Source organism: Hyphococcus sp. (assembly GCF_041986965.1).
Classification (GTDB): Bacteria; Pseudomonadota; Alphaproteobacteria; order Caulobacterales; family Parvularculaceae; genus Hyphococcus.
Window position 1 is genome coordinate 316,989 of the sequence record NZ_JBHIXB010000002.1, and the last position, 25,095, is coordinate 342,083.

Annotated in this window: 24 protein-coding genes; 7 read left to right on the forward strand and 17 right to left on the reverse strand. The window is 59.2% G+C overall.

The window, feature by feature from the left end; genetic code table 11:
* A complete protein-coding gene (ettA, locus tag ACFC5L_RS10525; protein WP_375202984.1) occupies positions 1-1,668 on the reverse strand; it encodes an energy-dependent translational throttle protein EttA in 1,668 nt (555 codons plus the stop codon).
* Between the two features lie 191 nt (positions 1,669-1,859).
* On the opposite strand from ettA, the gene ACFC5L_RS10530 reads away from it, so the two are divergent.
* A complete protein-coding gene (locus ACFC5L_RS10530) occupies positions 1,860-2,399 on the forward strand; it encodes a PH domain-containing protein (RefSeq protein WP_375202983.1) in 540 nt (179 codons plus the stop codon).
* A 6-nt stretch (positions 2,400-2,405) separates the two neighbouring features.
* Here the strand turns inward: ACFC5L_RS10530 and ACFC5L_RS10535 are convergent, their stop codons facing one another.
* From ACFC5L_RS10535 to ACFC5L_RS10580, 10 genes are read right to left on the reverse strand one after another with little or no spacing between them, the layout of a single operon-like run.
* On the reverse strand, positions 2,406-3,710 hold the full coding sequence (locus ACFC5L_RS10535) for a serine hydrolase domain-containing protein (RefSeq protein WP_375202982.1): 1,305 nt from the start codon (positions 3,708-3,710) through the stop codon (positions 2,406-2,408).
* A gap of 23 nt (positions 3,711-3,733) precedes the next feature.
* A complete protein-coding gene (locus tag ACFC5L_RS10540) occupies positions 3,734-4,207 on the reverse strand; it encodes a GAF domain-containing protein (RefSeq protein ID WP_375202981.1) in 474 nt (157 codons plus the stop codon).
* A 3-nt stretch (positions 4,208-4,210) separates the two neighbouring features.
* Entirely contained in the window at positions 4,211-5,140 is a 930-nt protein-coding gene (locus tag ACFC5L_RS10545) for a DMT family transporter (protein ID WP_375202980.1), read from the reverse strand.
* Entirely contained in the window at positions 5,137-5,820 is a 684-nt protein-coding gene (locus ACFC5L_RS10550) for a fumarylacetoacetate hydrolase family protein (protein WP_375202979.1), read from the reverse strand. Before ACFC5L_RS10550 ends, ACFC5L_RS10545 begins: the two co-directional genes overlap by 4 nt.
* Positions 5,821-5,838: 18 nt before the next feature.
* Positions 5,839-6,273 carry an LIC_13387 family protein gene (locus ACFC5L_RS10555; RefSeq protein WP_375202978.1) on the reverse strand — a complete coding sequence of 145 codons (435 nt, stop codon included), beginning with the start codon at positions 6,271-6,273 and terminating at the stop codon, positions 5,839-5,841.
* Positions 6,270-6,503 (reverse strand): DUF1272 domain-containing protein, encoded by a 234-nt coding sequence (locus ACFC5L_RS10560; RefSeq protein WP_375202977.1) that lies wholly within the window; start codon positions 6,501-6,503, stop codon positions 6,270-6,272. Before ACFC5L_RS10560 ends, ACFC5L_RS10555 begins: the two co-directional genes overlap by 4 nt.
* On the reverse strand, positions 6,496-8,838 hold the full coding sequence (locus tag ACFC5L_RS10565) for a mechanosensitive ion channel domain-containing protein (RefSeq protein ID WP_375202976.1): 2,343 nt from the start codon (positions 8,836-8,838) through the stop codon (positions 6,496-6,498). Before ACFC5L_RS10565 ends, ACFC5L_RS10560 begins: the two co-directional genes overlap by 8 nt.
* Complete coding sequence (locus ACFC5L_RS10570; RefSeq protein ID WP_375202975.1) at positions 8,835-9,842, reverse strand: zinc transporter ZntB; 1,008 nt, start codon at positions 9,840-9,842, stop codon at positions 8,835-8,837. Before ACFC5L_RS10570 ends, ACFC5L_RS10565 begins: the two co-directional genes overlap by 4 nt.
* Positions 9,843-9,850: 8 nt before the next feature.
* On the reverse strand, positions 9,851-10,504 hold the full coding sequence (gene fsa, locus ACFC5L_RS10575; RefSeq protein ID WP_375202974.1) for a fructose-6-phosphate aldolase: 654 nt from the start codon (positions 10,502-10,504) through the stop codon (positions 9,851-9,853).
* A 39-nt stretch (positions 10,505-10,543) separates the two neighbouring features.
* Positions 10,544-11,881 (reverse strand): DUF418 domain-containing protein, encoded by a 1,338-nt coding sequence (locus tag ACFC5L_RS10580; protein ID WP_375202973.1) that lies wholly within the window; start codon positions 11,879-11,881, stop codon positions 10,544-10,546.
* A gap of 312 nt (positions 11,882-12,193) precedes the next feature.
* Between ACFC5L_RS10580 and ACFC5L_RS10585 the strand changes: the two genes are divergently transcribed.
* The 4 genes from ACFC5L_RS10585 to ACFC5L_RS10600 all read left to right on the forward strand — a co-directional run bounded on the left by ACFC5L_RS10585 (position 12,194) and on the right by ACFC5L_RS10600 (position 16,333).
* Positions 12,194-14,074, forward strand: coding sequence for a 2-oxoacid:acceptor oxidoreductase subunit alpha (locus ACFC5L_RS10585; protein WP_375202972.1), 1,881 nt, complete (start codon positions 12,194-12,196; stop codon positions 14,072-14,074).
* A gap of 3 nt (positions 14,075-14,077) precedes the next feature.
* Positions 14,078-14,521, forward strand: a complete 444-nt coding sequence (locus ACFC5L_RS10590; protein WP_375202971.1) for a hypothetical protein — start codon at positions 14,078-14,080, stop codon at positions 14,519-14,521.
* Positions 14,518-15,519, forward strand: a complete 1,002-nt coding sequence (locus ACFC5L_RS10595) for a 2-oxoacid:ferredoxin oxidoreductase subunit beta (protein ID WP_375202970.1) — start codon at positions 14,518-14,520, stop codon at positions 15,517-15,519. Before ACFC5L_RS10590 ends, ACFC5L_RS10595 begins: the two co-directional genes overlap by 4 nt.
* Positions 15,520-15,631: 112 nt before the next feature.
* Complete coding sequence (locus ACFC5L_RS10600) at positions 15,632-16,333, forward strand: hypothetical protein (RefSeq protein ID WP_375202969.1); 702 nt, start codon at positions 15,632-15,634, stop codon at positions 16,331-16,333.
* On the opposite strand, the gene ACFC5L_RS10605 is transcribed toward ACFC5L_RS10600, so the two are convergent.
* From ACFC5L_RS10605 to ACFC5L_RS10625, 5 genes are all read right to left on the reverse strand, one after another.
* Positions 16,330-16,653: a hypothetical protein gene (locus ACFC5L_RS10605; protein WP_375202968.1), complete on the reverse strand. Its 324-nt coding sequence runs from the start codon at positions 16,651-16,653 to the stop codon at positions 16,330-16,332. The two genes, ACFC5L_RS10600 and ACFC5L_RS10605, sit on opposite strands and share 4 nt — an antisense overlap.
* A 3-nt stretch (positions 16,654-16,656) precedes the next feature.
* Positions 16,657-17,682 (reverse strand): hypothetical protein, encoded by a 1,026-nt coding sequence (locus ACFC5L_RS10610; RefSeq protein WP_375202967.1) that lies wholly within the window; start codon positions 17,680-17,682, stop codon positions 16,657-16,659.
* Positions 17,683-17,706: 24 nt separating this feature from the next.
* Positions 17,707-19,017 (reverse strand): 4-aminobutyrate--2-oxoglutarate transaminase, encoded by a 1,311-nt coding sequence (gene gabT / locus ACFC5L_RS10615; protein WP_375202966.1) that lies wholly within the window; start codon positions 19,015-19,017, stop codon positions 17,707-17,709.
* Positions 19,018-19,108: 91 nt separating this feature from the next.
* Entirely contained in the window at positions 19,109-19,543 is a 435-nt protein-coding gene (locus ACFC5L_RS10620; RefSeq protein WP_375202965.1) for a hypothetical protein, read from the reverse strand.
* Between the two features lie 94 nt (positions 19,544-19,637).
* Complete coding sequence (locus ACFC5L_RS10625) at positions 19,638-20,495, reverse strand: DUF2306 domain-containing protein (RefSeq protein ID WP_375202964.1); 858 nt, start codon at positions 20,493-20,495, stop codon at positions 19,638-19,640.
* Between the two features lie 273 nt (positions 20,496-20,768).
* Between ACFC5L_RS10625 and ACFC5L_RS10630 the strand changes: the two genes are divergently transcribed.
* The gene (locus tag ACFC5L_RS10630; protein WP_375202963.1) at positions 20,769-21,857 is read left to right on the forward strand and encodes a helix-turn-helix domain-containing protein; all 1,089 of its coding nucleotides are present in this window, start codon (positions 20,769-20,771) and stop codon (positions 21,855-21,857) included.
* Here the strand turns inward: ACFC5L_RS10630 and ACFC5L_RS10635 are convergent.
* Positions 21,833-23,719: a hypothetical protein gene (locus ACFC5L_RS10635; protein WP_375202962.1), complete on the reverse strand. Its 1,887-nt coding sequence runs from the start codon at positions 23,717-23,719 to the stop codon at positions 21,833-21,835. The genes ACFC5L_RS10630 and ACFC5L_RS10635 overlap by 25 nt on opposite strands.
* A gap of 198 nt (positions 23,720-23,917) precedes the next feature.
* On the opposite strand from ACFC5L_RS10635, the gene ACFC5L_RS10640 reads away from it, so the two are divergent.
* The gene (locus tag ACFC5L_RS10640; protein ID WP_375202961.1) at positions 23,918-25,093 is read left to right on the forward strand and encodes a vWA domain-containing protein; all 1,176 of its coding nucleotides are present in this window, start codon (positions 23,918-23,920) and stop codon (positions 25,091-25,093) included.
* The last annotated feature ends 2 nt before the right edge of the window (positions 25,094-25,095 follow it).

The window sequence follows — 25,095 nt, forward strand, 5'->3', positions numbered from 1 at the left end:
TTAGCGTGTTAGCGGCTTGTATTTGATCCGCTTCGGCACATCAGCGTCGGCCCCGAGCCGGCGCTTTTTGTCTTCCATATAGTCTTCGAAATTGCCTTCGAACCATTCCACATGGCTGTCGCCTTCAAAGGCGAGGATGTGGGTGGCGATACGGTCGAGAAACCAGCGGTCGTGTGAAATGATCACGGCGCAGCCGGCGAAATCGTCGAGAGCGCTTTCAAGTTCTCGTAATGTGTCCACATCGAGATCGTTTGTCGGTTCGTCGAGCAGGAGAAGGTTGGCGCCCTCGGTCAGCATCTTGGCGAGCTGTACGCGGTTGCGCTCCCCGCCTGACAGATCGCCGACTTTTTTCTGCTGATCGCCGCCCTTGAAGTTGAACCAGCCGACATAGGCGCGAGACGGAATTTCCCGTTTGCCAAGCTGGATCACGTCAAGCCCGCCGGAAATCTCCTCCCAGACATTGTGCTTGGGATCGAGATCCTCACGGCTTTGATCCACATAGCCCATCTTCACCGTGTCGCCGACGCGCAAGGCGCCCTCGTCCGGCGTTTCCTGGCCTGTCAGCATGCGGAAAAGTGTTGTTTTGCCCGCGCCGTTAGGGCCGATCACGCCGACAATGCCGCCCGGCGGGAGTTTGAAGGAAAGCCCGTCAAACAGCAGCTTGTCGCCGAACCCTTTTTTGAGATCTTCAGCCTCGATGACGACGCCGCCAAGACGCGGCCCCGGCGGGATCTGGATCTGGGCTGTGTTGATGTCTTCTTTCGAAGCCTTGTTGAGAAGCTCGTCATAAGCGTTGATGCGCGCCTTGGATTTAGCCTGCCGGGCTTTTGGGCTGGCCTTGATCCATTCCGACTCGCGGTCGAGAGACTTTTGCCGATTGCTCTCTTCGCGCTTTTCCTGCTCCAGGCGTTTGCGCTTCTGTTCGAGCCATGAGGAATAATTGCCCTCGAACGGAATGCCCCGGCCTCGGTCGAGTTCAAGAATCCATCCCGTGACATTATCGAGAAAGTACCGGTCGTGCGTGACGAGCACAACGGCGCCCGGAAATTCGCGCAAGTGATGCTCCAGCCAGGCGACCGATTCTGCGTCGAGATGGTTGGTCGGTTCGTCGAGCAACAAAAGGTCAGGCTTTGACAATAGAAGCCGCGCCAGCGCCACCCGGCGTTTCTCGCCGCCGGAAAGCTTTTCGACCGGCCAATCGCCCGGCGGACAGCGCAGCGCCTCCATCGCCATTTCAATTTTCGAATCAATGTCCCAGCCGTCAGCCGCATCAATCTCTTCCTGCAGCTTCGACATCTTCTCCATCAACTCGTCGGTGTAGTTTTCGCCGAGCTCCATGGAGACAGCGTTGAACTCATCGATCTTCGCCTTGATCTCGCCAACGCCCTCCATGACGTTTTCAAAGACGTTTTTTGCGTTGTCGAGCTCCGGCTCCTGCGCCAGATAACCGACTTTCGCACCGTCAGCGGCGTAGGCCTCGCCGTTAAATTCCTTGTCCACGCCGGCCATGATCTTCAGCAGCGTCGACTTACCCGCGCCGTTGACCCCGACGACCCCAATCTTGGCGTCCGGAAAAAACTGTAAGTGTATGTCTTCCAATATCTTTTTGCCGCCGGTGAATTGTTTCGACAGGCCCGACATGAAGTAGATATATTGATATTTCGCCATAAATAGCCTTGAGGCTCCTTGAGGGTGTTTTCGTTGCAGGAGGGGAACAGCGCCGCGTCTTATCCCCGAAAGCTCGTCATTTCAACGCAAACCAGCGTTTTCGATCCGTCCCACATCGCCTATATAGTCATGGACGGGCGGTTTTTGCTCCGGCGGGGATAACAATAAGACTGGAATGGGGAAGTACGAACATGGGGTATGTTGATAAGACACTGGCCGGGGGCGAAGAGGTCATTCACCGCGCCAACTTCAACTGGACCTACAGTTTTTTTCCCATGATGTGGTTTGCGTTGGGCGCTGCGTCACTGGCGTTGATTTTCTACATTCAGTTCGCCGCGGGGCGTCCTTATGAATCGCTGAAAGTGGCGTGGTGGTCGGCCGGCGTCGCGGGCGCATGCGGCTCGCTGATTCTGATCAATCACCTCATCATTCTGATCACAACAGAAATCGTCGTGACGACCTATCGCTTTGTTTACAAGACCGGCCTCATTTCGCGGAACACGCAGGAAGTGAGCCTCAACAAAATTGAGGAAATCACCCTGCATCAATCCATCTGGGGACGGCTGTTGAGTTACGGCAAGCTGGTCCTGCGCGGCACGGGGGTCGGCGTCATTGAACTCCCAGATCTCGACGACCCGATCCACCTGCGCAGGATTATCGAGAACGCGAAGTCAGCACTGCGCGCCGATCAACGCGAGCGCCGCCGCATCAATGACGACGATGACGATTAAGCGCGTCTAGTCTTCCAACGCGCTATAGGCGATGGCTTTGACGCCGAAGCGCGCCCGCGATGGCTTGATGTATGGATTCGGCTGCGCCTGAGACAAGGTGATGTAACCGACGCCAAGCTCAGTATTGATGGAAAACCAGGTGTCCCAGTAACCGGCCCATCCCCAATCGCCGGCGGCCGCGACCTCACCAGTGTAACCGGGCTCCAGCACCACCGATCCGCCAAGACCGAAGGATGTGCCGGACGCAAGCCAGTAAGGCGGCCGCGTTTCTTCGGGTGTGTGATCCGAAGTCATCAGGCGCACGGTCTGCGGGGACAGTATGCGCGTACCGTCAAGCGTTCCATAGTTCAACAGCATCCGCATGAAGCGCGTGTAATCGTGGACGTTGGACAACAGCCCCGCGCCGCCAGACATGACGCCGAACGGGACGTCGTTAATCCCCTGGGCCAGATCAGTTCCGCCGGAGCGCACCATCTCGCCGTTTTCATCAAACTCAATGACGAGGGCGAGGTCTTCGAGATCCGCCTCATCCATGAAGAATTCAGTCTCCGTCATGCCGAGTGGTTCAAAGATATTCTCGCTTAGATATTGATCCAGCGGTGTGCCGGTCGCGACTTCAATGAGGCAGCCAAGAACGTCAATCGAATAGCTGTAATCCCACTTCGTCCCCGGATCCTGGAGCAGCGGCACCGCGGCGATCTGGTCGATGCGCTCGCACAAGGTTCCGTCGGTGTTGAAGAGATTGGCGTCGAAATACGCTTTCTCAAGGTCGGTATTCTGCGTGAAGCCGTAGCCGATGCCCGCCATGTGGGTGAGCAGGTCATGCACCGTAATGGGGCGGGACGCCGGCCGCGTCTCGAACTCGCCATCGCTGTTTAAATCCCGGGACGTCGCGACACGCGCATCATTATAGCTATCGATATAAAGCCCCGCCGGATCGTTGAGGTTGATGATCCCGCGATCCACAAGCTGCATGACAGCGACGGAGATGATGGGTTTGGTCATGGACGCGAAGCGAAAGCGCGTGTCCAGTGTCATGGGCGTATCATTGAACGGGTCCGCCTCGCCCACTGCGGTTTGATAGGCGACACCGTCGCGCGTGACGACCGCGGCGACGAAACCTGCGCGCACGCCCTCGTCGACTTCCTTCTGAAGCACTGCGTCAATGCGCTTGAGATGGTCCTTGTCGATTGCGTTTTGCGGCGCCTCAACAGAAACGACGCGCCCGGTGTTTTCCGGGGCGCAGGCCCCGAGTGTGAAAAGCGATCCGATGGCGATCGCCTGCAATGCGTGTTTGGTGAAGTTCCTCATGAGGTCCCCTCCTCTATGGCGCGTTATTCTCCGAAGCTCTGTTCAATAATGGCTTCGAGCGCCTGTTGGTCAATTTCGTCAAACATAGCCTTTTGATCGCTGTCAACGTCGAAGACCGCGATCAGTCCGCCCTTCTTGTCGAGAACCGGCACGACGATTTCGGATAGCGAGCGCGCGTCGCAGGCGATATGGCCGGGAAAGGCGTGAACGTCTTCAACGCGTTGCGTCTTGCGCTGCGCCGCCGCCGCGCCGCATACGCCCTTTCCGAAAGGAATGCGCAGGCAGCCCATTGTGCCTTGGTAGGGGCCGATCACCAGTTCTTCCGGCTTTTCCGGATCGACCAGATAGAACCCCGTCCAGAAATAGTGGTCGAAGGCGTGATGGAGAATGTTCGAGACCGTCGCCATGCGCGCGATCACATTCGCCTCGCCGTCAATGACGGCGGCGATCTCTTTCGCCGTCTCTTTATAGCGGTCTTTTTTTGCGTCTTGTTCCATGGATCAAACTTCGGGCGAGGCGATAAGAATGGCAAGGCCGATGAGGGTCACAAGCGCGCCAGCCATGACTTGCGGGGCGACCCAGCCGGAACCGGCCAGCCCTTCCATCAAGATCACATAGCCTGGCGTCAAAAGCATATAGGCGTTGGCTTTCGCCGCCGGGATGCGCAAGAGGCCGAATTGCAGGAGAAAATAAGATCCTGCGGTTGCAACGGTGCCAAGATAAAAGATGCACACCCAGACAACCGAAGGCAAATGCCCCCAGTCTGTCTCCAATAACGCCGGCGCGCCGAAGACCAACAAACAGACGCCCGCGCCGATCGCGGACCAGAGGGCGAAAACTATCGTCGACTCGCCGCGGTTGAATTTTCTGACCAGAGGATTGTGCAACGCGTGCGCCAGAACCCCTAACAAAAACACCAACTCCCCTTTGCCAATGGCGAAGGAAAGAATGGCGTTGAGGTCGCCGCGGAAGATCACCCAGATTGCGCCAAGCGCGGCAAGGGTGAGGCTTCCCAAGACGGTCACGCCAGCTTTCTGGCGCAGGATGAAAAAACTCAAAATCGCCGTCATCAGCGGCATGAGCGTAAGAACCGCGCCGGTGGAGACAGAGCTCGTCAGACGCAACGCCACGAACATAAGGATAAAATAAATCCCCATAAGCCCGCCCAGAACAGGAAAGCGCCACAAGGCTTTCGGCCGCATGATGGCGCTTCGTTCCGCTGCTGGCGTAAACAGAAATGCAAGAACGCCGAGGAGCGGGATGGCGATCACGTAACGCACGGCCGTCAGCGCCGCCGGATCGATATGCGGCGCGGCGCGCTTGCCGATAAAGAACGAAATGGAGATCAGAAAAGCGAACAGGGCCATTGCAAGATGGCCCTGCATCCGCGGGCCAATCGCCGTCACGGCTTTTTGCGTTTCAACGCTCATGCACCGATCCGGAAGGCAAGACGGCACGGCCCCGCTTCGACTGCAACTTCATCGCCCCGCTCCAGCGGGCCGACCCCTTCCGGGGTGCCGGTGAAGATAAGATCGCCTGCTTTCAGCTCGAACTGTTCTGACAAGGCGACAATGATGTCTTCAACCGACCAGATCATTTGCGCCAGCGGCGCATCCTGGCGCGTCTCACCGCGGACAATGGTTTTCAGGCGGCCCTTTGAAAGATCGCCAGCGTCGACCGCCGGTATAATCTCTCCAACCGGCGCAGACGCGTCGAAAGCTTTCGCGGTGTCCCATGGGGCGCCGGCGTCCTTCGCCCTCGCCTGATGGTCGCGGCGGGTCAGGTCGCATCCCGCTGCGTAACCAAAGATCGCGTCCCGCGCGCCCGCCGCATCCAGGTTCTTGCCGCCGGATTTCAACGCAACCACAAGCTCCCCTTCAAAATGGAGATTGTCCGTCGCCTGCGCATAAGGGATCACCGAGCCATCGGCGGCAACCGCGTCCGCAGGCTTTGTAAAAAACACCGGCGGCTGGGCTTTCGGATCACCGCCCATCTCGCGCACATGATCGGCGTAATTGCGGCCGATGCAGAAGATGCGCCGCACCGGAAACAGGCGGCCATCACTAACACGGACTGAAGGTCTTTCCTGTGGCTCAATCACATAATCCATGGGCCCCTCCTAACGCGCTCAGTAAAGCGTCGCCATGCCCACGGCGATCAGTGTTACGCCGATAGCGGAACCGGCGAGCGGAATAATGAACCAGAAGGCGCGCGACATCAGCACATAAGAGGCGCCAAAACCGACAATGGCGACGCGCACCAACATGTCAGCCAGAATGTCCGGACGGACAAGCCCACAATAAGCCACGGTAAGCGCATAAAACATGACGCCGACGCTGTGAGAGAAATGAAAGCCGAGATAGGACAGCCAGAAATTCTTGACATCCCTGCGCATGGCGATGCGCGTTTCCATCAATTGCGGCAGCAAGTCTTTATTGGCGGGCGCGAACTTTTCAGGCTGCTTTAAATCCGCAACCGTCATGCGCAAATGCAAAGCGCCAAGCAGAAAGAAAACGCCGGCGCCCGTCGCGATCAGCCATTGTCCGAAACTGTCGCCCGTCATGCGGCCGGGCCTTTGAAAACGCGTTTCGTCGAGGCGGGAAACTTCACCAGCAGCGAGGCCGGGCGCACCGGCCGCTTTTCAAATCCGCCGCCGCAATTGGGGCAGACGCCTCCAAGGGCGTTTTCAGCGCAGTCGGGACAAAAGGTGCACTCGAAAGTGCAAATACGCGCGTCCGCTTCCGGCGGCAGGTCCTTGTCACACCTTTCGCAATTTGGTCTCAGCTCAAGCATGATCCGTTTCTTTCTTAGTCTCAAACCCTGCCGGGAGCGATTTGACGTAAATATCCTGCTGCGGGAACGGAATTTCAACGCCGGCTTCTGCAAACGCCTTGAAGATCGCAAAGCGCAGCTCAGTGCGGACGGTAAGGCCCTGGGAAATGTCGGCGAGGTAAGCGCGAATCTCAAAATCGAGAGAGGACGCGCCGAAGTCCATCCAGGTGACGAACGGTTCAGGATAGGAGACCACCAGAGGGTGATCGCCGGCGCATTTCAACAGGATCTGTTTTACCTGCTCGGGATCAGAACCATAGGATACGCCGACCGGCACCGTAATCCGGCCCAGCCGGTTCTTGTGCGTCCAGTTCGTCACCGTTGACGAGATTAGTTCGGAATTCGGCACAATAATCGAAGACCGGTCGAACGTTTCAATTTCTGTCGACCGCACGCTGATCTTTTTCACCGTTCCCTCGCCGGAAGGCGTCACGATCCAGTCGCCCACTTTGATCGGCCGTTCAAAAAGCAGAATGAGGCCGGAGACGAAATTGTTGACGATGGACTGAAGACCGAAGCCGATGCCCACGGAAAGCGCGCCGGCGATCAGCGCAAGATTGCCAAGATCGAAACCAAGCGAAGAGATAGAGACGAACAGCGCGATGACAAGCCCGCCATACCCCATGAGGGTAATCAGCGAGTTCTGCACGCCGACATCCGCCCGGGAATGGGCGAGCGGTCCGCGTTGCACGGCCCGCTGGATAAGTTTGGTTGCGCCCATGATGGCGACAAAGACAATAATGGCGGCGAAAAGCTTCGCCACGGACGGAATGTGAACGCCGCCAATGTTGAAGCCGAACAGGGCCTGCCCGGCGAGATCACGAACCGTGCCGGCGGGCGCTCCGAAAAGGACCAGCACTGCAGGCGCCAGAGCGATCATCAGCAAGGTGTTGATAAGGAGCCGCGACCAGAAGCGGTAATTGGCGGATTCGGCCTCATCGGTTTTGTCCGTCTCGACAGACAGGCGATTGCGCAGGGCGAGCGCCAATTCCGCCAGGATCGCCCGCATCATCCAGGCAAGGCCAATGAAAAGCGCCAGATAGACAATGCGCGTGGCGATGAAATGCGCCAGCGGCACGTAACCGGTTAGCGTCGCCGCCACAATGATAATCGCGAGCGCCCGTCCGGTGCGGCGCAGGAGCCGCCAGCCCTCGCCGCTTTTTTCGTCCTCAACGCGCCAGAGCCGTGTACGGCAAAGAAGGAAAAGACAGACTGCAATGGCGACCGCCGCGACAGCATCGGAAACAAGCAACAACGCATCCGTGGCGCGGGCCGCAACGCCAATCGCAGATAACAGCGTGTTTAATGAAAAGATGATGACGATGGCGAGGGCGAGGCGGCTTACGGCGCGTCCGCGATCCGCGTCGATCGACGCGATGCGCCAGCCGGGTGATGCGGGCGCAAAGAAGCCGGCGGTGAAGCCGGAGACAATCAGGATCGACAGGACGCCAATCCAGAAGGCGCGGGCCGCCGCCTCTCCCTCCGGCGTCAAAACGCCCTGTGCGCGCAATGTCTCGATGATGATCAGTCCACCGATGACGCCGGGGACTGTTCGCGCCGCCATTTTTAGAGCCGCGACCACGACCCGCCGCGCCGGGCTCGGTTTGCGTTTTTCAACCGCGGTCGAGAACGTACTCGAAATCCAGCGGTTCACCGGCCCGAAGATCATCAGGGAGATGACAAGCGCGCCGAGAATAAGCGCCAGCGAGCGCCCATAGGCGCCGTCGCCACGGCGAGTCTCACCCCAGTTCGAAAAATAACGGCCGATACGGCCAGCGACATCGCTCGTCGAATTCCAGGCCTCAGCCCAAAGATGCGACTCCAGCGGAGACGCGCCCCGCTCTGTCAACGATGCGTAAAGGGCCCCGACCTGCGCACCTGACAATCGTGTCAGCAATTCCCCGGATTCAAAAATATTGGCGAGAACCCGCGTGCGCTCGCCATTAAGGCGCGCGCGCTGCCCTGCAAGCTGGCTGCGCTCATTTGCAAGAATGTCGCTTTCCGGCGGATCGTTTTCGCCGGGGGCAGGTCCAAGAAGGTCTATCTGTGCGTTTACCGCCTCCAGCTCCCGTTCAATGGCGGAAAGCCGGCCGCGGCCATCCACACGCAAGTCGCGTAGCTGCTGTTCCAAAGCTTCCGGGGCGCTGACTGCGTCTTCATTGATCTGCGCGCGGATGCCGGCGATTGCCTCGGCCGCCGCTTCGATCTCTGCGGCGCGGCTCGACTGGGCGGCGACAGGGACCGCCGCCGTCAGTACGAACAGAAACGCCGCGAGGCAGGCGCAAAAAGACCTCATAACCACTTCTTCATCCTGAAATATGCAAGCAAACCGACGCCAATCAGGACGCACAAGCCGACAACGATCCAGAACGCGCTGGCGCTTTCAACGCCCGGCATGCCGCCGACATTGATGCCGAAAAGGCCGGTCAGAAAGCCAAGCGGCAGAAAGATCGCCGCCACCACCGAAAGCACCATCATGTTCCGGTTCATTTCCTCGGCGCGCTGATCGGTAAGCTGATCCTGCAGAACCATCGCCCGCTCGCGCGCGGCGTCGATGTCTTCGGTCATGCGCGTCACCCGGTCGGCGACTTCGCGAAGTTCAATCTTCGCCACATGATCGAACAGCGCGGACTCATCCGCCGCCAGGCGATTCAATGCATCGCGTTGGGGTGCGATGAAGCGCCGGAACAGAACCGCCGCCTGGCGCGTATCGGCGAGCTTGGCGCGCAAGCCAGAGCCATTGCCGGTCAAAATCTCTTCTTCAAGATTATCGACCTCGTCTTCAATTTCGAGGACATAGGGCTCGGCGCGGTCCGTCAGTTTCGCCGCAATGCGGGCGAGCAGCGCGCCCGTATTGGCGATGCTTGCCCCGGCGTTGATGTCAGCCCGCACATCCTGCGCCGCCTTCAGCCGTCGCCGCCGGGTCGTCACCATCATCTTTTCATTCAACCAGACGCGGATCGAAACCATATCCTCCGGCTCTGCGCCCTCATTCAGATTGACGCCGCGAAGATTGACGACGAGCCCCTTTTCAAAGCCCGTGACCCGCGGACGCGTCTCATCGGCAAGAAGCGCCGACGCCGCTGCATAGGGAATATCACGCTGTGCGGCGATCCATTCCCGCGCCTCTTCATTGAGCATGTTAAGATGGAGCCAGATGAAATCATACTCGCCAGCGTGGGACACGACATCCTCCCAGCGCATTTCCGCCGCCGTGTCATCCTTGAAGCCGAAACCGAAGACAAATGGCGGGCCCGCATCTGCTTCGCCGCGGTCGACCTGGTTTGCCGTGCTGGTCATATATGGCCTTAAAGAATTTTCTGGCCGGTTTTCGCCCAGTCGTCCAGAAAAGCCTTGAGGCCTTTATCCGTAAGCGGATGATTGACGAGGGATTTCAAAACCCCGGGCGGCACAGTCGCCACATCGGCGCCGGCCAGCGCGGAGTCCTTCACATGGTTGGGCGAACGGATCGACGCGGCGAGAATTTCCGTCCTGAAATCGTAATTGTCGTAAATCACGCGAATATCGCGGATCAGCTCCATACCGTCGACATTGATATCGTCGAGACGGCCAATAAAAGGCGAGATGAAGCTGGCGCCGGCTTTCGCCGCGAGCAACGCCTGGTTGGCCGAGAAACACAAGGTCACATTGGTGTTGATGCCGTCTGATGTCAGCGCCTTGCAGGCGATGAGCCCGTCAAAGGTCAGGGGAAGCTTCACGACCACATTGTCTGCGATCTTGGCCAGCGACTTGCCCTCGCTGATCATCTTGTCAGCCTCGATCGCCGTCACTTCGGCGCTCACCGGGCCCTGCGTGAGCGCACAGATTTCCGCCGTCACTTCCCGGATATCGCGGCCAGACTTCATGATCAGGCTCGGATTGGTCGTTACGCCGTCCACAAGGCCGGTGGGCAGGAGGGCCTTGATTTCGCTGATTTCGGCGGTGTCGACGAAAAACTTCATGAGACGGCGTTCCTTCTAAATTCGCTGGGGCGATGTCTACTAGAGCGCGATTCCCTTGTCAGCAGTCGCGGGCGGTTTTCTCAAGGGCTGGCGGCGGCCATAGGTGAGGCAGCGCCAGCCCCATTCCAGCGGCCCGAAACGGAACCGGGAAAGCCACCACAGGGAAAAGGCGAGCTGGGCGATCCATATAACGATCATCACGAGATAGATCTGCGCCCGGTCCATCGCGCCAAAGAGCCCGAGCCCCACCCCGCTGAAGATCAGGTTCGCAATGATTGTCTGGCCGATATAGTTCGAGAGCGCCATGCGTCCTGCGGCGGTAAGCGCGCGGAACGGCAAAGACGATGATGCAGCCTTCCAGAGCAGAAAGAACATGCCCATATGGCCGATCACCATCGCAACGCGACCGATCTGTTGGAAAGTGGCCCAGGTCCACAGTATGGGAGAGAAATCCGCTTCCCAGCGCTGCGTGACGGCAATGATGCGCAGCGTCAGCCCAACCGCATAACCGCACGCCGCGAGACTGAGATAAAACCGCGTGCTTCGTTCTCCCGTAATGATGCGCCATTGATAAAACGCCATCCCGATCAGCATCATCATAAAAGCGTCGGCGGACCACCAGAGCAGGTCTATCACACCGCTATAGGAGGCGACGATTGCGGCGTTGCTGGAATAGACAGTCGCAATATCGCCTGTGCGGCTGGCGATTTGCTCATCAAGTTGTTCTTGCGTCGCCCAGTTGCCCGCAACCTGTTCGCGCCAGTCGGCAAGAAGCGCCTCCTCTCCCTCCGACAAGGCCTCTCCTGCATTCTCGCGCGCCTCGATTCCCAGCGCGATATTGCCTTCGACGGTTTGCAAGGCCTCACCGACGAAACTGTTCAGGGTTAACCCGGCGAGAATGACGCCGGCGATCAGGATGAGTTTTGCGGGCTTTAAAATGCGAAACGGAAAAATGACGAGTCCCGCCATGGCGTAGATCTGTAAAATGTCGCCGGGCATCAACAGCGCCAGCGCATGGAAGACGCCAAAGACCAGCAGCCATAAGGTTCTGCGGTAATAAAGGTCTGCTATGCGGATCGGGCCGTCGGGATAAAGTGCGCGGGCGGTGAAGAGCATGACGCCGGCGCCGAACATGAGCGAAAAAAGCCCTCTCATGGCGCCCTCGACAAACACCGTGGAGACTGTCCAAAGCCCGTAATTGAGCGCACCCTCGCCGCCCGCCGCTTTCGGGTTGGAAAAGGCGATTTCGGGAAGGGCGAAGCCGATAATATTGATCACGAAAATGCCGAGCACGGCGAAGCCGCGCAGGGCGTCCAGCGCGTCAATACGGGCGCTGGCGGTCGCTGGGCCCGTCAGGGACTGGTCCGGCTGGTTCATGGAGCTCCCCCCTCCTCATTGCACGCCTGCGGCGGCCTGCAATTTACGCCCGTTCATTTGCTTTTTCTATCAAGCACTTCACCGGTTCTATCAGCGCGTCGAAATATCCATCACCATAGCGCGAGAGGGCGACATAAAGGGCTTGTTTTCCCCTGCGGAGGTTGAGATATGGGGCCCTCAAAGGCGCGCCCGCCTGCCCGGAAAAGACCCCGGAAATGGCGGTGGCGCGCTTGTTTTTACACGCCGTTTCGCCATGCTGGCGGGCCAGTCTCGGCTGGGTTTGAGAACGGTTCGATATCGGGTTCCAGGGTTATGGCCAAGATTACGCCGGAAAACAGTTCAGTCGTCGTCCGCTTTGCGGGCGACTCAGGCGACGGGGTTCAGCTCCTCGGCTCGCAATTCGCCGAGTCGACAGCGCTCGCCGGCGCCGACTTTTCAACCTTCCCGGATTTCCCGGCTGAGATCCGCGCGCCCGTGGGCACGACCTTCGGCGTGTCAGCGTTCCAGATCAATCTCGGCGCCCGGCGCATCTCGACCGCCGGCGACCAGCCGGACGTTCTGGTCGCGCTCAACCCGGCGGCGCTGAAAGTGAACCTGCCGCTCCTGCAAAAAGGCGCGGTCATCATCTTGAACACCGACGCGTTCAACGCACGCAACTTCGCCAAGGCGCATATCGCCGCCGATCCGCGCGAGACCGGCGAGCTTGACGATTATCAGGTGATCGAGATTGCGATCTCCACCCAGACCCTCGAAGCGGTGAAGCCGCTCGGGCTGTCGAAGTCCGACGCAGAACAGTGCAAAAATTTCTGGGCGCTGGGCTCCGTGCTCTGGATGTTCGGGCGCGACCGCGATCCCATCGTCAAATGGGCGCAGGCGAAATTCGCCAAGAAGTCGCCGGAGATTCTCGCCGGCAATCTCGCTGCGCTGGACGCCGGTCACGCTTATGCGGAAACCGCGGAGCTTTCCGCCGAGATCCCGCAATTCGTCATCGGCGAAGCGCCCATGGAAAAGGGCGAATATCGCTCTATCACCGGGGCCGAGGCGATTTCGCTTGGATTGGCTGCGGCGGGCGAGCTCGCCGATCGTCAGATCGTCTTTTGCGGCTATCCGATTACACCGGCCTCATCGATCCTCCATCATTTGTCAAAGATGGGTGATCTCGGCGTCGCCACGTTCCAGGCCGAGGATGAAATCGCGGCGTGCTGCGCCGCCATCGGCGCCTCTTATGGCGGCGCCATCGGCGTCACCTCGTCCTCCGGCCCCGGCATCGCGCTCAAGACCGAAGCCATCGGCCTCGGTATGGCGACGGAATTGCCGCTTGTTATTGTGAACTCCCAGCGCGGCGGCCCGTCCACAGGCCTGCCGACCAAGACGGAACAATCCGATCTCTATCAGGCCGTCTACGGACGAAACGCCGACGCCCCCCTGCCCGTTATTGCAACCGCCGGTCCCGGCGATTGTTTCGATGCGGCGATCGAGGCGACGCGGGTCGCGATCCGTCACATGACGCCGGTCTTCCTTTTGACTGACGGTTATATCGCCAATGCCGCAGGCCCGTGGGAGCTGCCGGACATGGCCGATTACGAGCCGATTCTGTCCAATTCACCGCCCAAGCCTGTGGACGATCCGGTGGAGCTCAAAAAAGCGATCTGGAACCGGGAAGATGCAAGCTATGGCCGGCCCTGGGTCGCGCCCGGAATGGAAGGCCTCGCGCACCGCATCGGCGGTCTCGAAAAGGACATCGAAACCGGCGATATTTCCTATGACGCCAAAAACCATCAGGCCATGGGCGAGCTACGTGCAAAAAAAGTCGCCTCCGTGGCGGACTTCATTCCCGATCAGGACGTAGAACAGGGAAACACCAAGGGCCCGCTTGTGGTCGTCGGCTGGGGCTCGACCCATGGCGCGATCTGGCGCGCGGTGCAGCAAGCGCGCGAAGAAGGCCTCGACGTGGCGCAAATTCATCTGCGCTGGCTCAATCCGCTGCCGAAAAACCTTGGCCGTCTCCTCGCCGATTATGACCGGATACTTCTGCCGGAAATGAATTTCGGCCAGTGCGCGACGCTCCTGCGCGACAAGCTCGAGCTCGATGTCGTGCAACTGAACAAGGTTTCCGGCCAGCCTTTCAAGATTGTCGAAGTGCTCGGCGCCATCCGCGAGAATTATCCCGGCGCGAAACAGGCGGCGGAATAAACCATGTCGGTGCGCGCCATACTTTCATCTGCAACAGTCTTCGCCCTGATGGCGATGACCGCGCCCGGATACGCGCAGACCTGCCTCGACCACGATTATTCCGACCAAACCGAATTTTTGATCTCGTCCAGCAGTCAGAACGCCGCCTACAGAAACTTTCTCCTCGGTGAACGCGCGATGTACTGGACGCGCGATGTCGGAAGACTGATCCGCTCCTTGCAGGCAAACCCGGATGAATGGCGCGCCACAGGCAATATTTGGTCAGCCAATGCCGTTTCAATCGAGTTTACGGATGGCGGTTTTCAATGCAGCGCCGCCATTGACGATGAAGATCTTTACGCCAACGCCGCTGACGGCGGCGGACAGTTTGTGCGCTCCCTGCGCCGCTCCGAACGCAACCAGATCATGAGCCAGCTCAACGATATAACACGGATGTCGATCCAATGAACGCTCCCCTCACCGCCAAAGATTTCGCCACCGATCAGGAAGTGCGCTGGTGCCCCGGCTGCGGCGATTACGCCATCCTGAAATGCGTGCAGAAGACGCTCGCCGACGTTGAAGCGAACCCGGACAAGACTGTGTTCGTTTCCGGCATCGGCTGTTCCTCGCGCTTTCCCTATTACATGAACGCCTATGGCTTCCACACGATCCATGGGCGCGCGCCAGCATTCGCCACGGGTCTGAAAATCACGAACCCGGAACTCGATGTCTGGCTCGTGACCGGTGACGGCGACGGGCTGTCTATCGGCGGCAATCACTTGCTGCATGTGCTGCGCCGCAATGTGGATATGCAAGTGATGCTGTTCAACAACGAGATCTACGGGCTCACCAAGGGGCAATACTCCCCGACCTCGCGCCCCGGCACGCGCTCGCCCTCGACGCCCACAGGCTCCATCGATGCGCCGGTGAACCCGTGCGCTTTTGCACTCGGCGCCAATGCGCGCTTCATCGCCCGTGGCATCGACACGGACGCGAAAAACCTTTCGCCGGTGCTCAAAGCCGCGCGCGAGTTCAAGGGCGCGGCCTTCGTCGAAATCTTCCAGAACTGCATTGTCTATAACAAGGACCGGTTCGAGGATTTCGTCGCCAAGAAAACCGCCGCAGACACCCAGCTTCATGTTGAACACGGCAAGCCGCTGCTCTTTGCGAAAGGCGCCAAGGGCCTGAAGCTCAACACAAAGACATTAGCGCTCGAAATTGTCGATGTGGGGGAGAACGCAACGCCGGTGGAAGACGTGCTCGTTCATGACGAGACAAATCTCGCGCTCGCCAATCTTCTGGTGCACCTGCCCATGGGCGAGTTTCCCATGCCGCTCGGCGTGATCTATCGCAATCCGGCGCAAAGCTTCGACGACGCTTTCTGGCAGCACCACCCGACACAAGGCAAACGCACCGGCAAAGTCGCCGACGCGTTGCGTAAAGGCAGCGTCTGGAAAAAAGGCTAAGCGTTCCAGCACGCTCGGCTTGCCGCTGTAGTACAACGCTTCAACGCAAATGACTCCTCGCCTCTCTTAGCCTCGTGTGATGATGATCGCGGGACAACAGAGTGGAGGCGACATGTGGGTCATTTATCGGCTGGCGGTTGCAGGCAGCGCTTTTCTGGGCCTTTTCACGGCGGGCGCCCATGCGCGTGAGCTTGCTGGACAGCCGATCGCAAAGGAAAAAGCGGCGCAGCTTGTTGAAGCCGTCGGCGGCGCCGAGGTCTGGAGTCAGTCTAAATCCTTTATGGTCCGCGAAACCGTTTATCTCGCCAATGGAGAAACGGCTGATCTCGTCGTCAAGCGCAATCTCGACGACATCACACGCTGGATCAGTTTAAGCGCCGAAAGCTTTGAGTATGAAGAAGTCCTTGATGTTGCCTCCGGATGGAGCGGACGAGATGGAAACGCCGCCGCCTATACTCCGGAAGAACTCGCCGCTGAGCGCCGCGGCCTGGAACAGTCTCCCTATTATGTTTATCACCGGCTGGCGAAAAACGACCCCATGCTGCGTGTGGAGTGGCTTGAGGAAGAGAACCGTCTCAACATCTATGAGGGTTCCGAACGCTTATTGTGCTGGTTTTTCCTCGATGGCCGCGGCAACCCCATGAGCTGGGCCAACATCTATAATGAACGGGAAAACCGCCATAATTATGGGCCGCTGGTGGATGTCGGCGACGCCAATTTTCCAAAATGGGGAGCGGCTGCGGATGCAAGCTGGCGCTTTGAATATCTTGAAGCGGTATTTTCCGATCAAACCGTGAAGATGCCGGCTCTTTAGCCGGCCACCCGTGCAAAAATTAACGCGCCAACGAACAGAATAATCAGCAGCAGGAAGAAACCGCCAGACAGATAAAGCGGCCAGCGTGCGGCGAAGCGCGTCAGCACGCCTTTGGGCAAGCGGCCTCCTGCAAGAAACCCGACTGTCGCGGCGGCCAGCGCCAGCGCCTCCCATTGGAAAAACGCCGATATCCGGTTAGAGCCGCGCGTAAAGCCGCTGCCCGTCGGCTCCAGCGTCAGATAGGCGAAGACGCCCTGCACCGCGAGCGCCACCCAGATGATGGCGCAGGTCCAGACCACAAATGTCACAAGAGAACGCATCGTTCAGTCACCCTGCCAATAGGCGGAATAGGCGTCGCCCGTCCAGTAGATCAGCACCGATGACGCGCCCTCCTTGCCGATGAGGATCGCGTCGCCTTTCAAGGCTGGCGGCGGCGTTCCGCCCGCGCCTTGCCCCGCCGGCCCTGTATGCAGGCTCCACCAGTCAATCGAGTCGAAATAGGCCGGCGTCAGATGCGCGCCCATACGGCCGGTCATGCCGACAACCTGCCCCCATGTTCCCGCGCGACAAAGAAAAAGCCCGCGCTTGCCATCAGCTTTTCGAATAACCGGAACCGCCTGATCGTGCGCGTCGTCAGCGTCGAAGTCGCCGCCGAGCTCCACTGGCGTGAGATAGGGCGTGATCTGATAAGTCTGATAATCGAGCCCGCAATCGCCCATCATCTCGATTAGCTCCGGCGTGACTTTGCGCAGCTCAGTCATGGCCGCGACTTCCGCCGCTTCTTTTTGCTTTTCCTTGTCGGTCTTCGGCCAGGTCATGCAGACATTGAATTTGAGATAATTCATCCGCGCCTTTTCACCGGGCGCAAGATCGGCCAGCCCCATATCCTCAATGGTGAGCGCGCCGCGGCCCGGCTGGTTTTCCGGATTGACGCCGCCCGCATCGTTCGGACGATAGCCGCCCGTGCCTGACAGCGCCGGATCGAAACCGAACAAGCGCAACCCCTGTGGCGCGTTAACATCACCTTTGTTGGCGCCAGTATTGTCCGCATTACGGAAATGCCAGCCATAAAGCTGTCGCGGATTCGGAGCGCCGCGCAGGGGCGGCGTCATCTGCGTCAGGTCGAGGCCGTTTTCATCATTGAGGCGAATATCCCAGCCATGAGGCGCGCGTTTTAACTGAAAGGTCCATTCCGGTCCTTCCAGATATTCATTGAAATCTCGGTTCCCGGCGACTTCGCGCGACGATAACAACATGGCGCTGCGGCCTTCGGAAGGCTCGCAGGGTTGGGCGTTCGCGGATGAAAACGCCGCCACGGCAAGCATGGCGGCAGTGATGAAGATTCGCATTGGGTGTCTCCCCCTCCCGTTGCGCTACGCTTTCAGCACAGCCTCCGTCGCCTCTGCGAAAATGTCGAGCCCTTCGCTCAGCATTTCGTCGGAGATGACCAGCGGCACAAGCGATCTGAGACACTGCGCATAAGCGCCGGCGGTCGTCATGATGAGACCGCGCTGGCGCGCCTCGGCGAGGATGGCGCCCGCGATATCGCCATTGGGCTGTTTCGGATCGCCGTCTTTCACGAATTCAACGGCGCACATGCCGCCGACCCGGCGCACATCGCCGATGACGCCCTTGCCGACACCTTCGCCGAGCTCGCGCCAGCGTTTTTCCGTTTGCGCGCCGATTTCTTCCGCACGCTTCAACAGTCCCTCTTCTTCGATGATCTCGAACACAGCGAGCGCAGCGGCGCAGGCGACCGGATTGCCGCCATAGGTCGATCCCATGGAGCCCGGCACTACCTTGTCCATCAAGTCGGCTTTACCGACAAGCGCCGACAACGGCAGTCCCGCCGCGATGGATTTCGCCACGCACAGGAAGTCGGGTTCGACGCCCATATGTTCAAAGGCGAAATATTTGCCCGTGCGGCCCATGCCCGACTGGATTTCGTCGGCGATCAAAAGAATGCCGTTGTCGTCGCATTTCTTGCGCAGGCCCTCGAGGAACTCTTTCGGCGCCGGGTTGAAACCACCCTCGCCCTGCACCGGTTCGACGATCATCGCCGCCACTTCATTGGCGTTGATCATGGTTTTAAAGATGTGATCGACGCTCGCCAGCGCATCCTCGACCGAAACGCCGTGATAGGCGTCCGGATATTCCGCGTGGAACACCGCCGGCACATAAGGCCCAAAGCCGACCTTATAGGGTTTCGACTTGCCGGTGAGCGTCGTCGCTAAAAGCGTGCGGCCGTGAAACGCGCCGGAAAAAGCGATGACGCCCGGGCGGCCCGTAATCTGGCGCGCGAATTTCACCGAATTCTCGACGGCCTCGGCGCCGGAATTGAACAGCGCGGTTTTCTTTTTTGTCGGCCCCGGCGCGACGCGGTTCAACTTTTCGCAGACTTCCACATAGCTTTCATATTGCGCGATACCGAATGCGGTGTGGATGAAGTTTTCTGTTTGCTGCTTGACCGCCTCGACAACTTTCGGATGCGCATGGCCGACATTCAACACGCCAATGCCGCCGATAAAGTCGATATAGCGCTTGCCCTCCACGTCCCAGAGTTCGGCGCCTTTGGCGCGCGCCGCATAAATTCCCGATTTCGACGGCAGGCCCACTGGGCAGGCCTCGTCGCGCCGCGATTTCAGGCTTTCATTGGTGGCGAACTCGTTTCTTCCATGATCCATGGGACGCTCCGGTTTTTATAGAATTTTATGACCTTTCCCATGGGCTCTAGCATGATCGACAGTAAAAGAAAGGGGCGAAAGCCTAGGCTTTTCAGTCTTTTTTGGGGGCGGACAAAAACCAGATGGCGCCGGTCCCGACTATGGCGTCATAGATTGCGCAAACGAATGCGTACCAGGCCGGGCTATGTTCCGATTTCATCACCAGATGGAGGAGATCGACGCCGCCATGGGCGAGGATCAGCACGCCAAGGAGCCAGACCCGGCCCGATTGCAGGATAGCAAGGCCCAAAAGAAGGAAGACGAGCGCCGTCAGCCCCTCGACCACCAGGGCCGAGAGCGCAGCCTTGAGAACGATCCCGCCCGGGTCGATCCCGCCAAGGGCGAAGCCCACATAAATCCCGGTCATCAGGGCGAGCTGGCCATAAATCCAAAGGCCGCGGCCGCGCACGGACAGGCTCGCCGTCACCCCGAGCGCCGCCCCGGCCAGCGCGAGCGTGATCAAAACCAGAAAAACAGTTGTCCCCATCAGGACACTCTAGCCGAGTTTCTGGAAGCGCAACAGCTGCGCGCCCAGCCCACCTTTCCGATGCGTGAAAGCAGCTGTGATCGCTGGTTGACGGTTACAATCGCGGCAGCCACATCCCCATCGTCGCTGCAAAGGACCCCAGCGCCGTCACGCCAGTCGCCGCCAGCACGACCAGCGCAGCGGCGAGCTTCAGCCCGGCGCGCCTTGAATCCTGCGCGTGGAAATACAATTGGAGCACGAGCAGGGGTATCGCCATCTGTGCGAAATACATGAACGTCAGGAAGGGTCCTTCAAAAGTTTCAGGATCAATCCCGATGCCGCCGGTCGTCATGAACCAGAACATGAGGCCGATGCGGAAAAACCAGACGGCGCTCGCCACCATAAAAAGGCGCATGGCCCAGCGGCGGTGCCGGTCGATCTGCCGGGTCATGGCAAACCGAACGGCGATGGCGGCGCAGATCCAGATCAACACTGCGTCGAGGCTGATGGCGATATGCCCGATCATCCCGCCCGGGACGCCGCGCGTCCACACGAGGTGAAGGCCGGCCGCGCTCGTCACCGCTGCGGTCACCACATAGATCCGTCCGAGATATCTGTGAAAGGCCGGGAAGCGGTTGCGAATTTGCGGCGTAAGCTGCAGGGGGCCGCCGCCGATGATGACGATCGCGATCAAGACGTGAAATGCAATGGCGAGATTGCCAATCAGGTCGCCAGCCACATAGCCCTTGGGCAAGGCCGTGTCCGCCAGACCCGGATATCCGTTTTGGGCGAGGGCGGGAATGTAAGACGCCGCAACGTAGTAAACAAAAATCGACTGTCCCGCAGCCGCCGCCAGAAACCACAAAACGCCGGAAAATCCGAGTAATCGGTGCGGCCACCGCCCGGATTGGCGCGAGGCCGCATGGCCGGCCGAAGACGGCATGGCCGGAGAAGTCTCAAACAGGGTCGTCACAACAAAGGCTCCTTTTCTTTTTCGATAGCCAGGGTCTTTCGGCTCCCGGCCGGCGCGCACGAAACCGCCCGAAGGCGCGGTGAATCAGGGACTTCGACCCCTTGAACGGACCGTTTCGTCGCTTCCGCGCTTTCGGCGTCCGCACGCATCGGATATGAAGGCAGGCTGGCGGGCGCGATCTCGCCGATTTGGAAAACGGCCAGTATTTTTAGGCAAAACGGCGATTATCTCGCCAAAGCGAACATTGCCCGGGTCAGGACGAGAGGTGACGCCATGGAAGGATTGCTTCGACAAAACGGTCTGGCTGACGTTTGGGCTGGCGCGTCTGCTCTCCTGGCGAAGCGCGCAACGGCGAAGCTGGGCCCCGTCGCGCCATACGACATGCTGTGGTGGATTTTCACCGCGTCGGTCACGCTCTCCCTGGCCTCGGAGTATGCCGGCGACATAGGCGCGCCCCTCACCTACATTCTGGCCATCGGCGGTTCGGCTGGTTGCGGCTGGCTCTGGCTGCTTTCGCGCACGCTTTTCCGCGCGGAAAAACTGATCGCGCGCTGGAATATCTTTGCCGTCGCCGCAATCATCGCCGTTGAATCATACTGGACCCTAACCGGCGTCTCCGCGGCATCGGGTGAAATCCGCCGCATCGCCGCCAATGCAGCGTCACTCATCTGCATCGGCGCGGTCGTGCTGGTCTTTGTCGAAGTTCTTTCAGGATACAGCGCCACGCTGCCGAAACACGAAAGGCGTTTCCGGCAGCTATTCACGTTGATCTTCGGCGCCATGATCATCGTGACATTTCTTTGGGCCATGAACGCCAGTGAGGCCAGCATCGGCGCGCAATGGGCCGAGGCAACGCTTATTGTCTGCGCCGCCATCGCTGTCATCGGCGCGAGACTCGCCGTCTCGTTCCGCAAACGCCATCCGCTGCCGGCGCCTGGTGCGCGAAAAGCGGCGCCCTCGCCCGCCGCCAGTGACAAGGGACTGGCCCAGCGCATTCTCCACGCCATCGAAGCGGAGCGGCGTTTTGCAACGCCCGATCTCAAAATCGCCGACCTCGCCGCAAGCCTCGGCGAGCAGGATTACAAAGTGACGCAATGCATCACTGGCTTTCTCGGCTATCGCAATTTCAATCACTTAATCAATGCGCGCCGCATCAACTATGCCAAGGACTTGTTGTCCGATCCGGCTCATGACGACCGGCCGATATTGTCGATCGCCTTCGACTGCGGCTTTAACTCAATCGGGCCCTTTAATCGCGCGTTCAAAAGCCATGTGGGCATGACGCCGCGTGAATTCAGAAATGCAGCTTCAGGAGAACGGCGAGGGCCGCCCCGGCGTCAGTATTTCACCAACACGGCCTGATCGCTCCTGTCCGGGTTGCGAACCCGTCTAGAGGTCAATGTCAGGGTTCCGGGCTCGCAAGCCATCGTCCACTCGCCGCCGCCGCCCACATAGGATTGGGCGCCGAAACCTTCATTTTCGACCGTGATGCGGGCCGGCTCATAATCCGGCGGGGCTGTAACAAAGCCTTCCAGATCGTTGCCCTTGATGTCGAATTTGAGAACGCCGCCTTCGACAGTCCATTCTCCATAATGACGATATTTGAAATATCTCACGGTTGTATCCTCGCCCCGGATCGTATGCGGATCATCGATCGTAAAATTTCCGCCTGCGCGTATCGTTATAATCGGACCTTGCTGGGCGTAGGTGCTTTCCACATCGCCCTCCAGTTCATCGAAGATCGCCGGGACCGAGCCGCGAAAGCGAAACTCGTCCTTCACATTGGCGGCACGAAGCTTTTCTTCCGCTGCAAGAAAGTCATCCATTTGATCGGGCGGGACCATGCCCCTGGCCGCCTCCAGCGCCTCAAGCGCCCCGGCCAGCGGATCGTCCGCCACGTCGGCGGGCGTCGGGCGCTCTATCCAGACGCCGATCTGACAGGCGCAAGTCATTCCGTCGCTATTGTCCATTGACAGTCTCGCGGAGAGATTGTCGCCCGACGGCATGATCGCCGCCACAGTCATTGGAGATGTCGGCGTGTTGATCTCCTCCGTCCCGGTAATACGCCGCCAGTCCTCATCATAGTGCCCGCGTATGGCGAGTTGCGCCTCGCCCGCATCAACGAGCAGTTTCGGCGCGCCGCCATCGGGAAGCGAAACTTCGCGCAACTGGACGGAGAGCGGCGGGCCTTCAATGGCGACGTCGCATGCGCGCGTGAGATCCTGCGCTTCCGCTTCCGCCTGAAACGGCAAATCGCGTCCATCCGGCATGGTGATCGTCTGGTCCGCTTGCGCGATCGCCCAGTCGAGCCAGCGTTCAGGCGGCAAGATTTCGGCGGCTCTTTCCGCTCGGGTCAGGTAGTCATCGCCGCCGAGCCCGACGGAGAACACCCATTCCGGATTGAACGCCTGTTCTCCCCAGAAAAAGAAAGGTTGCGCATCATAGGAATGCTGGGTCAGCGGGCATGATTTCTGCCGAGTGAAAAAATCTTCGATCCAGCGATCGCGTTCAGTAACGCCGCTGACAACCTTGTGGGCAAGCCATTCCGCAGACCCTTCAGTCCACCAATGGCGATCCTCGTTGCGGCGGGTGTAATAGCCGCTTTGCATCGTGTGCATCCATTCATGGGCAAGTACGAACCGGCGCTCGCGATCATTTACAATCCGATCGGGGAAGACCACGATGATGCAGAGGCCTTCCGGCAATCGCTTTAAGTCTTCGGGCCAATCTGACTCGGCCGGATCGGCTTCGGCGTCATCACTCAGTTTTGAAACAAAGTACTGCGCGAGCGTGACGCCTTCAGTTTCTCTGCCTTCTCGTCTTGCTTCATCGACTTCGTCGCCCTCCGCGCCGCCGCTGGCGCAATCTGTAAAGGCCAATGTGGAGCCGAAGGTGTCTTGACGGGTTTCAATCAAGAGGACGGGACGGCTGGGCGGTCCGGGCGCTTCCGTCAAGTAGGATTGCATGTCCTCAAGCCGCGACTCCAGAGAACGCAGCGATGAGAGCGTCGCATCCGGAAGCCGCCGCGCGCTGCGTTGCCGCAATCGCCATACCTCCTGACGCCCCACGGAGATATCAGTTTTGTAGGCATGGCCGACCGCATAGATTTCATCCAGCAAGGCCTCATAATCCGCCATCTCTTCAGCTTCATCGGGCTCGGGCCTCGTTGGACAGGCGCCTTCCACCGGCGCGGCAATCGCCAGACTTGCAAGCCCCGCGAACACACGCGCCCAATGCCTGGACGTTCGGGGGTTCGCGGTTCGGGCTTTTCGACCATTTGCGCCGCTTTGCATTCGCATCTCCCGTGCTGAATGCGCCATAACATAGGGGAATCCATGCCCCATACCAAATAACCGTCATCGACGTTGCGCCAGACTGCATCTTGGGCTTCCGTCTGAGATAACGCGCATTAGAATAAGTTCATGTTTGCAAAATTCTTCCACGAGTTGAAATCCGCCGGCCTGCCCGTCTCCTTGAGGGAGTATCTCACTCTCATGGAAGCCATGGACGCCGACCTCGCTAGCCGCAAGGTTGAGGATTTCTATTATCTCTCCCGCTCCGCGCTGGTGAAAGACGAGCGCAATCTCGACAAGTTCGACCGCGTTTTCGGGCATGTCTTCAAAGGGCTTGAGAGTGTCGGCGAAGAGATCACGGCCGATATCCCGGAAGACTGGCTGCGGCTGATGACCGAGCGCTATTTCTCTGAAGAGGAGATGAAGGAGATCGAGGCGCTAGGCGGCTGGGACAAGCTGATGGAGACGCTCAAGGAGCGCATCGAAGAACAAAAAGAACGCCATCAGGGCGGCAATAAATGGATCGGGACCGGCGGCACGTCGCCCTTCGGTTCCGGCGGCTACAATCCTGAAGGCGTGCGCATCGGCAATCAGGGAAAACGCCAGGGCCGGGCCGTCAAGGTCTGGGAAAAGCGCGACTACAAAAATCTCGATGACAATATGGGGCTCGGCACCCGCAACATCAAAATGGCGCTGAGGAAGCTGCGCCGCTTTGCACGCGAAGGCGCCGCGGAAGAATTCGATCTCGACAGCACCATCGACGCAACGGCGCGCGCCGGCTATCTCGACATCAAGCTGCGGCCGGAGCGCCGCAATATGATCAAGGTGCTGCTGTTCTTCGACGTGGGCGGATCAATGGATCCGTTCATCAAGATTTGCGAAGAGCTGTTTTCCGCCGCGCGGGCCGAATTCAAGCACATGGAATATTTCTACTTCCACAATTGCCTTTACGATTATGTCTGGAAAGACAACCGCCGCCGCTGGACGGAGAAAATTCCCACATGGGATATCCTGCATAAATATCCCCACGACTACAAAGTGATCTTCATCGGCGACGCGTCCATGTCGCCATATGAAATCACTGTGCCGGGCGGTTCTGTCGAATATTTCAATGATGAAGCCGGCGCCGTCTGGCTGAAACGCGTCACCGATATTTATGAGCGGGTCGTCTGGCTTAACCCGGTGCGCAAGGACAGTTGGGATTATGTCCCGTCGACAAAACTCATGCGCGAATTATTGGGCGAGCGCATGTATCCGTTAACGCTCGGCGGCATCGAAAAGGCCATGGCCGAGCTGAAACGCTAAAG

What these genes read in the sequence shown, in the direction of transcription:
- ettA (WP_375202984.1), bottom strand. Translation starts at nt 1,668, where the DNA reads ATGGCGAAATATCAATATATCTACTTCATGTCGGGCCTGTCGAAACAA.
- ACFC5L_RS10530 (WP_375202983.1), top strand. Translation starts at nt 1,860, where the DNA reads ATGGGGTATGTTGATAAGACACTGGCCGGGGGCGAAGAGGTCATTCAC.
- ACFC5L_RS10535 (WP_375202982.1), bottom strand. Translation starts at nt 3,710, where the DNA reads ATGAGGAACTTCACCAAACACGCATTGCAGGCGATCGCCATCGGATCG.
- ACFC5L_RS10540 (WP_375202981.1), bottom strand. Translation starts at nt 4,207, where the DNA reads ATGGAACAAGACGCAAAAAAAGACCGCTATAAAGAGACGGCGAAAGAG.
- ACFC5L_RS10545 (WP_375202980.1), bottom strand. Translation starts at nt 5,140, where the DNA reads ATGAGCGTTGAAACGCAAAAAGCCGTGACGGCGATTGGCCCGCGGATG.
- ACFC5L_RS10550 (WP_375202979.1), bottom strand. Translation starts at nt 5,820, where the DNA reads ATGGATTATGTGATTGAGCCACAGGAAAGACCTTCAGTCCGTGTTAGT.
- ACFC5L_RS10555 (WP_375202978.1), bottom strand. Translation starts at nt 6,273, where the DNA reads ATGACGGGCGACAGTTTCGGACAATGGCTGATCGCGACGGGCGCCGGC.
- ACFC5L_RS10560 (WP_375202977.1), bottom strand. Translation starts at nt 6,503, where the DNA reads ATGCTTGAGCTGAGACCAAATTGCGAAAGGTGTGACAAGGACCTGCCG.
- ACFC5L_RS10565 (WP_375202976.1), bottom strand. Translation starts at nt 8,838, where the DNA reads ATGAGGTCTTTTTGCGCCTGCCTCGCGGCGTTTCTGTTCGTACTGACG.
- ACFC5L_RS10570 (WP_375202975.1), bottom strand. Translation starts at nt 9,842, where the DNA reads ATGACCAGCACGGCAAACCAGGTCGACCGCGGCGAAGCAGATGCGGGC.
- fsa (WP_375202974.1), bottom strand. Translation starts at nt 10,504, where the DNA reads ATGAAGTTTTTCGTCGACACCGCCGAAATCAGCGAAATCAAGGCCCTC.
- ACFC5L_RS10580 (WP_375202973.1), bottom strand. Translation starts at nt 11,881, where the DNA reads ATGAACCAGCCGGACCAGTCCCTGACGGGCCCAGCGACCGCCAGCGCC.
- ACFC5L_RS10585 (WP_375202972.1), top strand. Translation starts at nt 12,194, where the DNA reads ATGGCCAAGATTACGCCGGAAAACAGTTCAGTCGTCGTCCGCTTTGCG.
- ACFC5L_RS10590 (WP_375202971.1), top strand. Translation starts at nt 14,078, where the DNA reads ATGTCGGTGCGCGCCATACTTTCATCTGCAACAGTCTTCGCCCTGATG.
- ACFC5L_RS10595 (WP_375202970.1), top strand. Translation starts at nt 14,518, where the DNA reads ATGAACGCTCCCCTCACCGCCAAAGATTTCGCCACCGATCAGGAAGTG.
- ACFC5L_RS10600 (WP_375202969.1), top strand. Translation starts at nt 15,632, where the DNA reads ATGTGGGTCATTTATCGGCTGGCGGTTGCAGGCAGCGCTTTTCTGGGC.
- ACFC5L_RS10605 (WP_375202968.1), bottom strand. Translation starts at nt 16,653, where the DNA reads ATGCGTTCTCTTGTGACATTTGTGGTCTGGACCTGCGCCATCATCTGG.
- ACFC5L_RS10610 (WP_375202967.1), bottom strand. Translation starts at nt 17,682, where the DNA reads ATGCGAATCTTCATCACTGCCGCCATGCTTGCCGTGGCGGCGTTTTCA.
- gabT (WP_375202966.1), bottom strand. Translation starts at nt 19,017, where the DNA reads ATGGATCATGGAAGAAACGAGTTCGCCACCAATGAAAGCCTGAAATCG.
- ACFC5L_RS10620 (WP_375202965.1), bottom strand. Translation starts at nt 19,543, where the DNA reads ATGGGGACAACTGTTTTTCTGGTTTTGATCACGCTCGCGCTGGCCGGG.
- ACFC5L_RS10630 (WP_375202963.1), top strand. Translation starts at nt 20,769, where the DNA reads ATGGAAGGATTGCTTCGACAAAACGGTCTGGCTGACGTTTGGGCTGGC.
- ACFC5L_RS10640 (WP_375202961.1), top strand. Translation starts at nt 23,918, where the DNA reads ATGTTTGCAAAATTCTTCCACGAGTTGAAATCCGCCGGCCTGCCCGTC.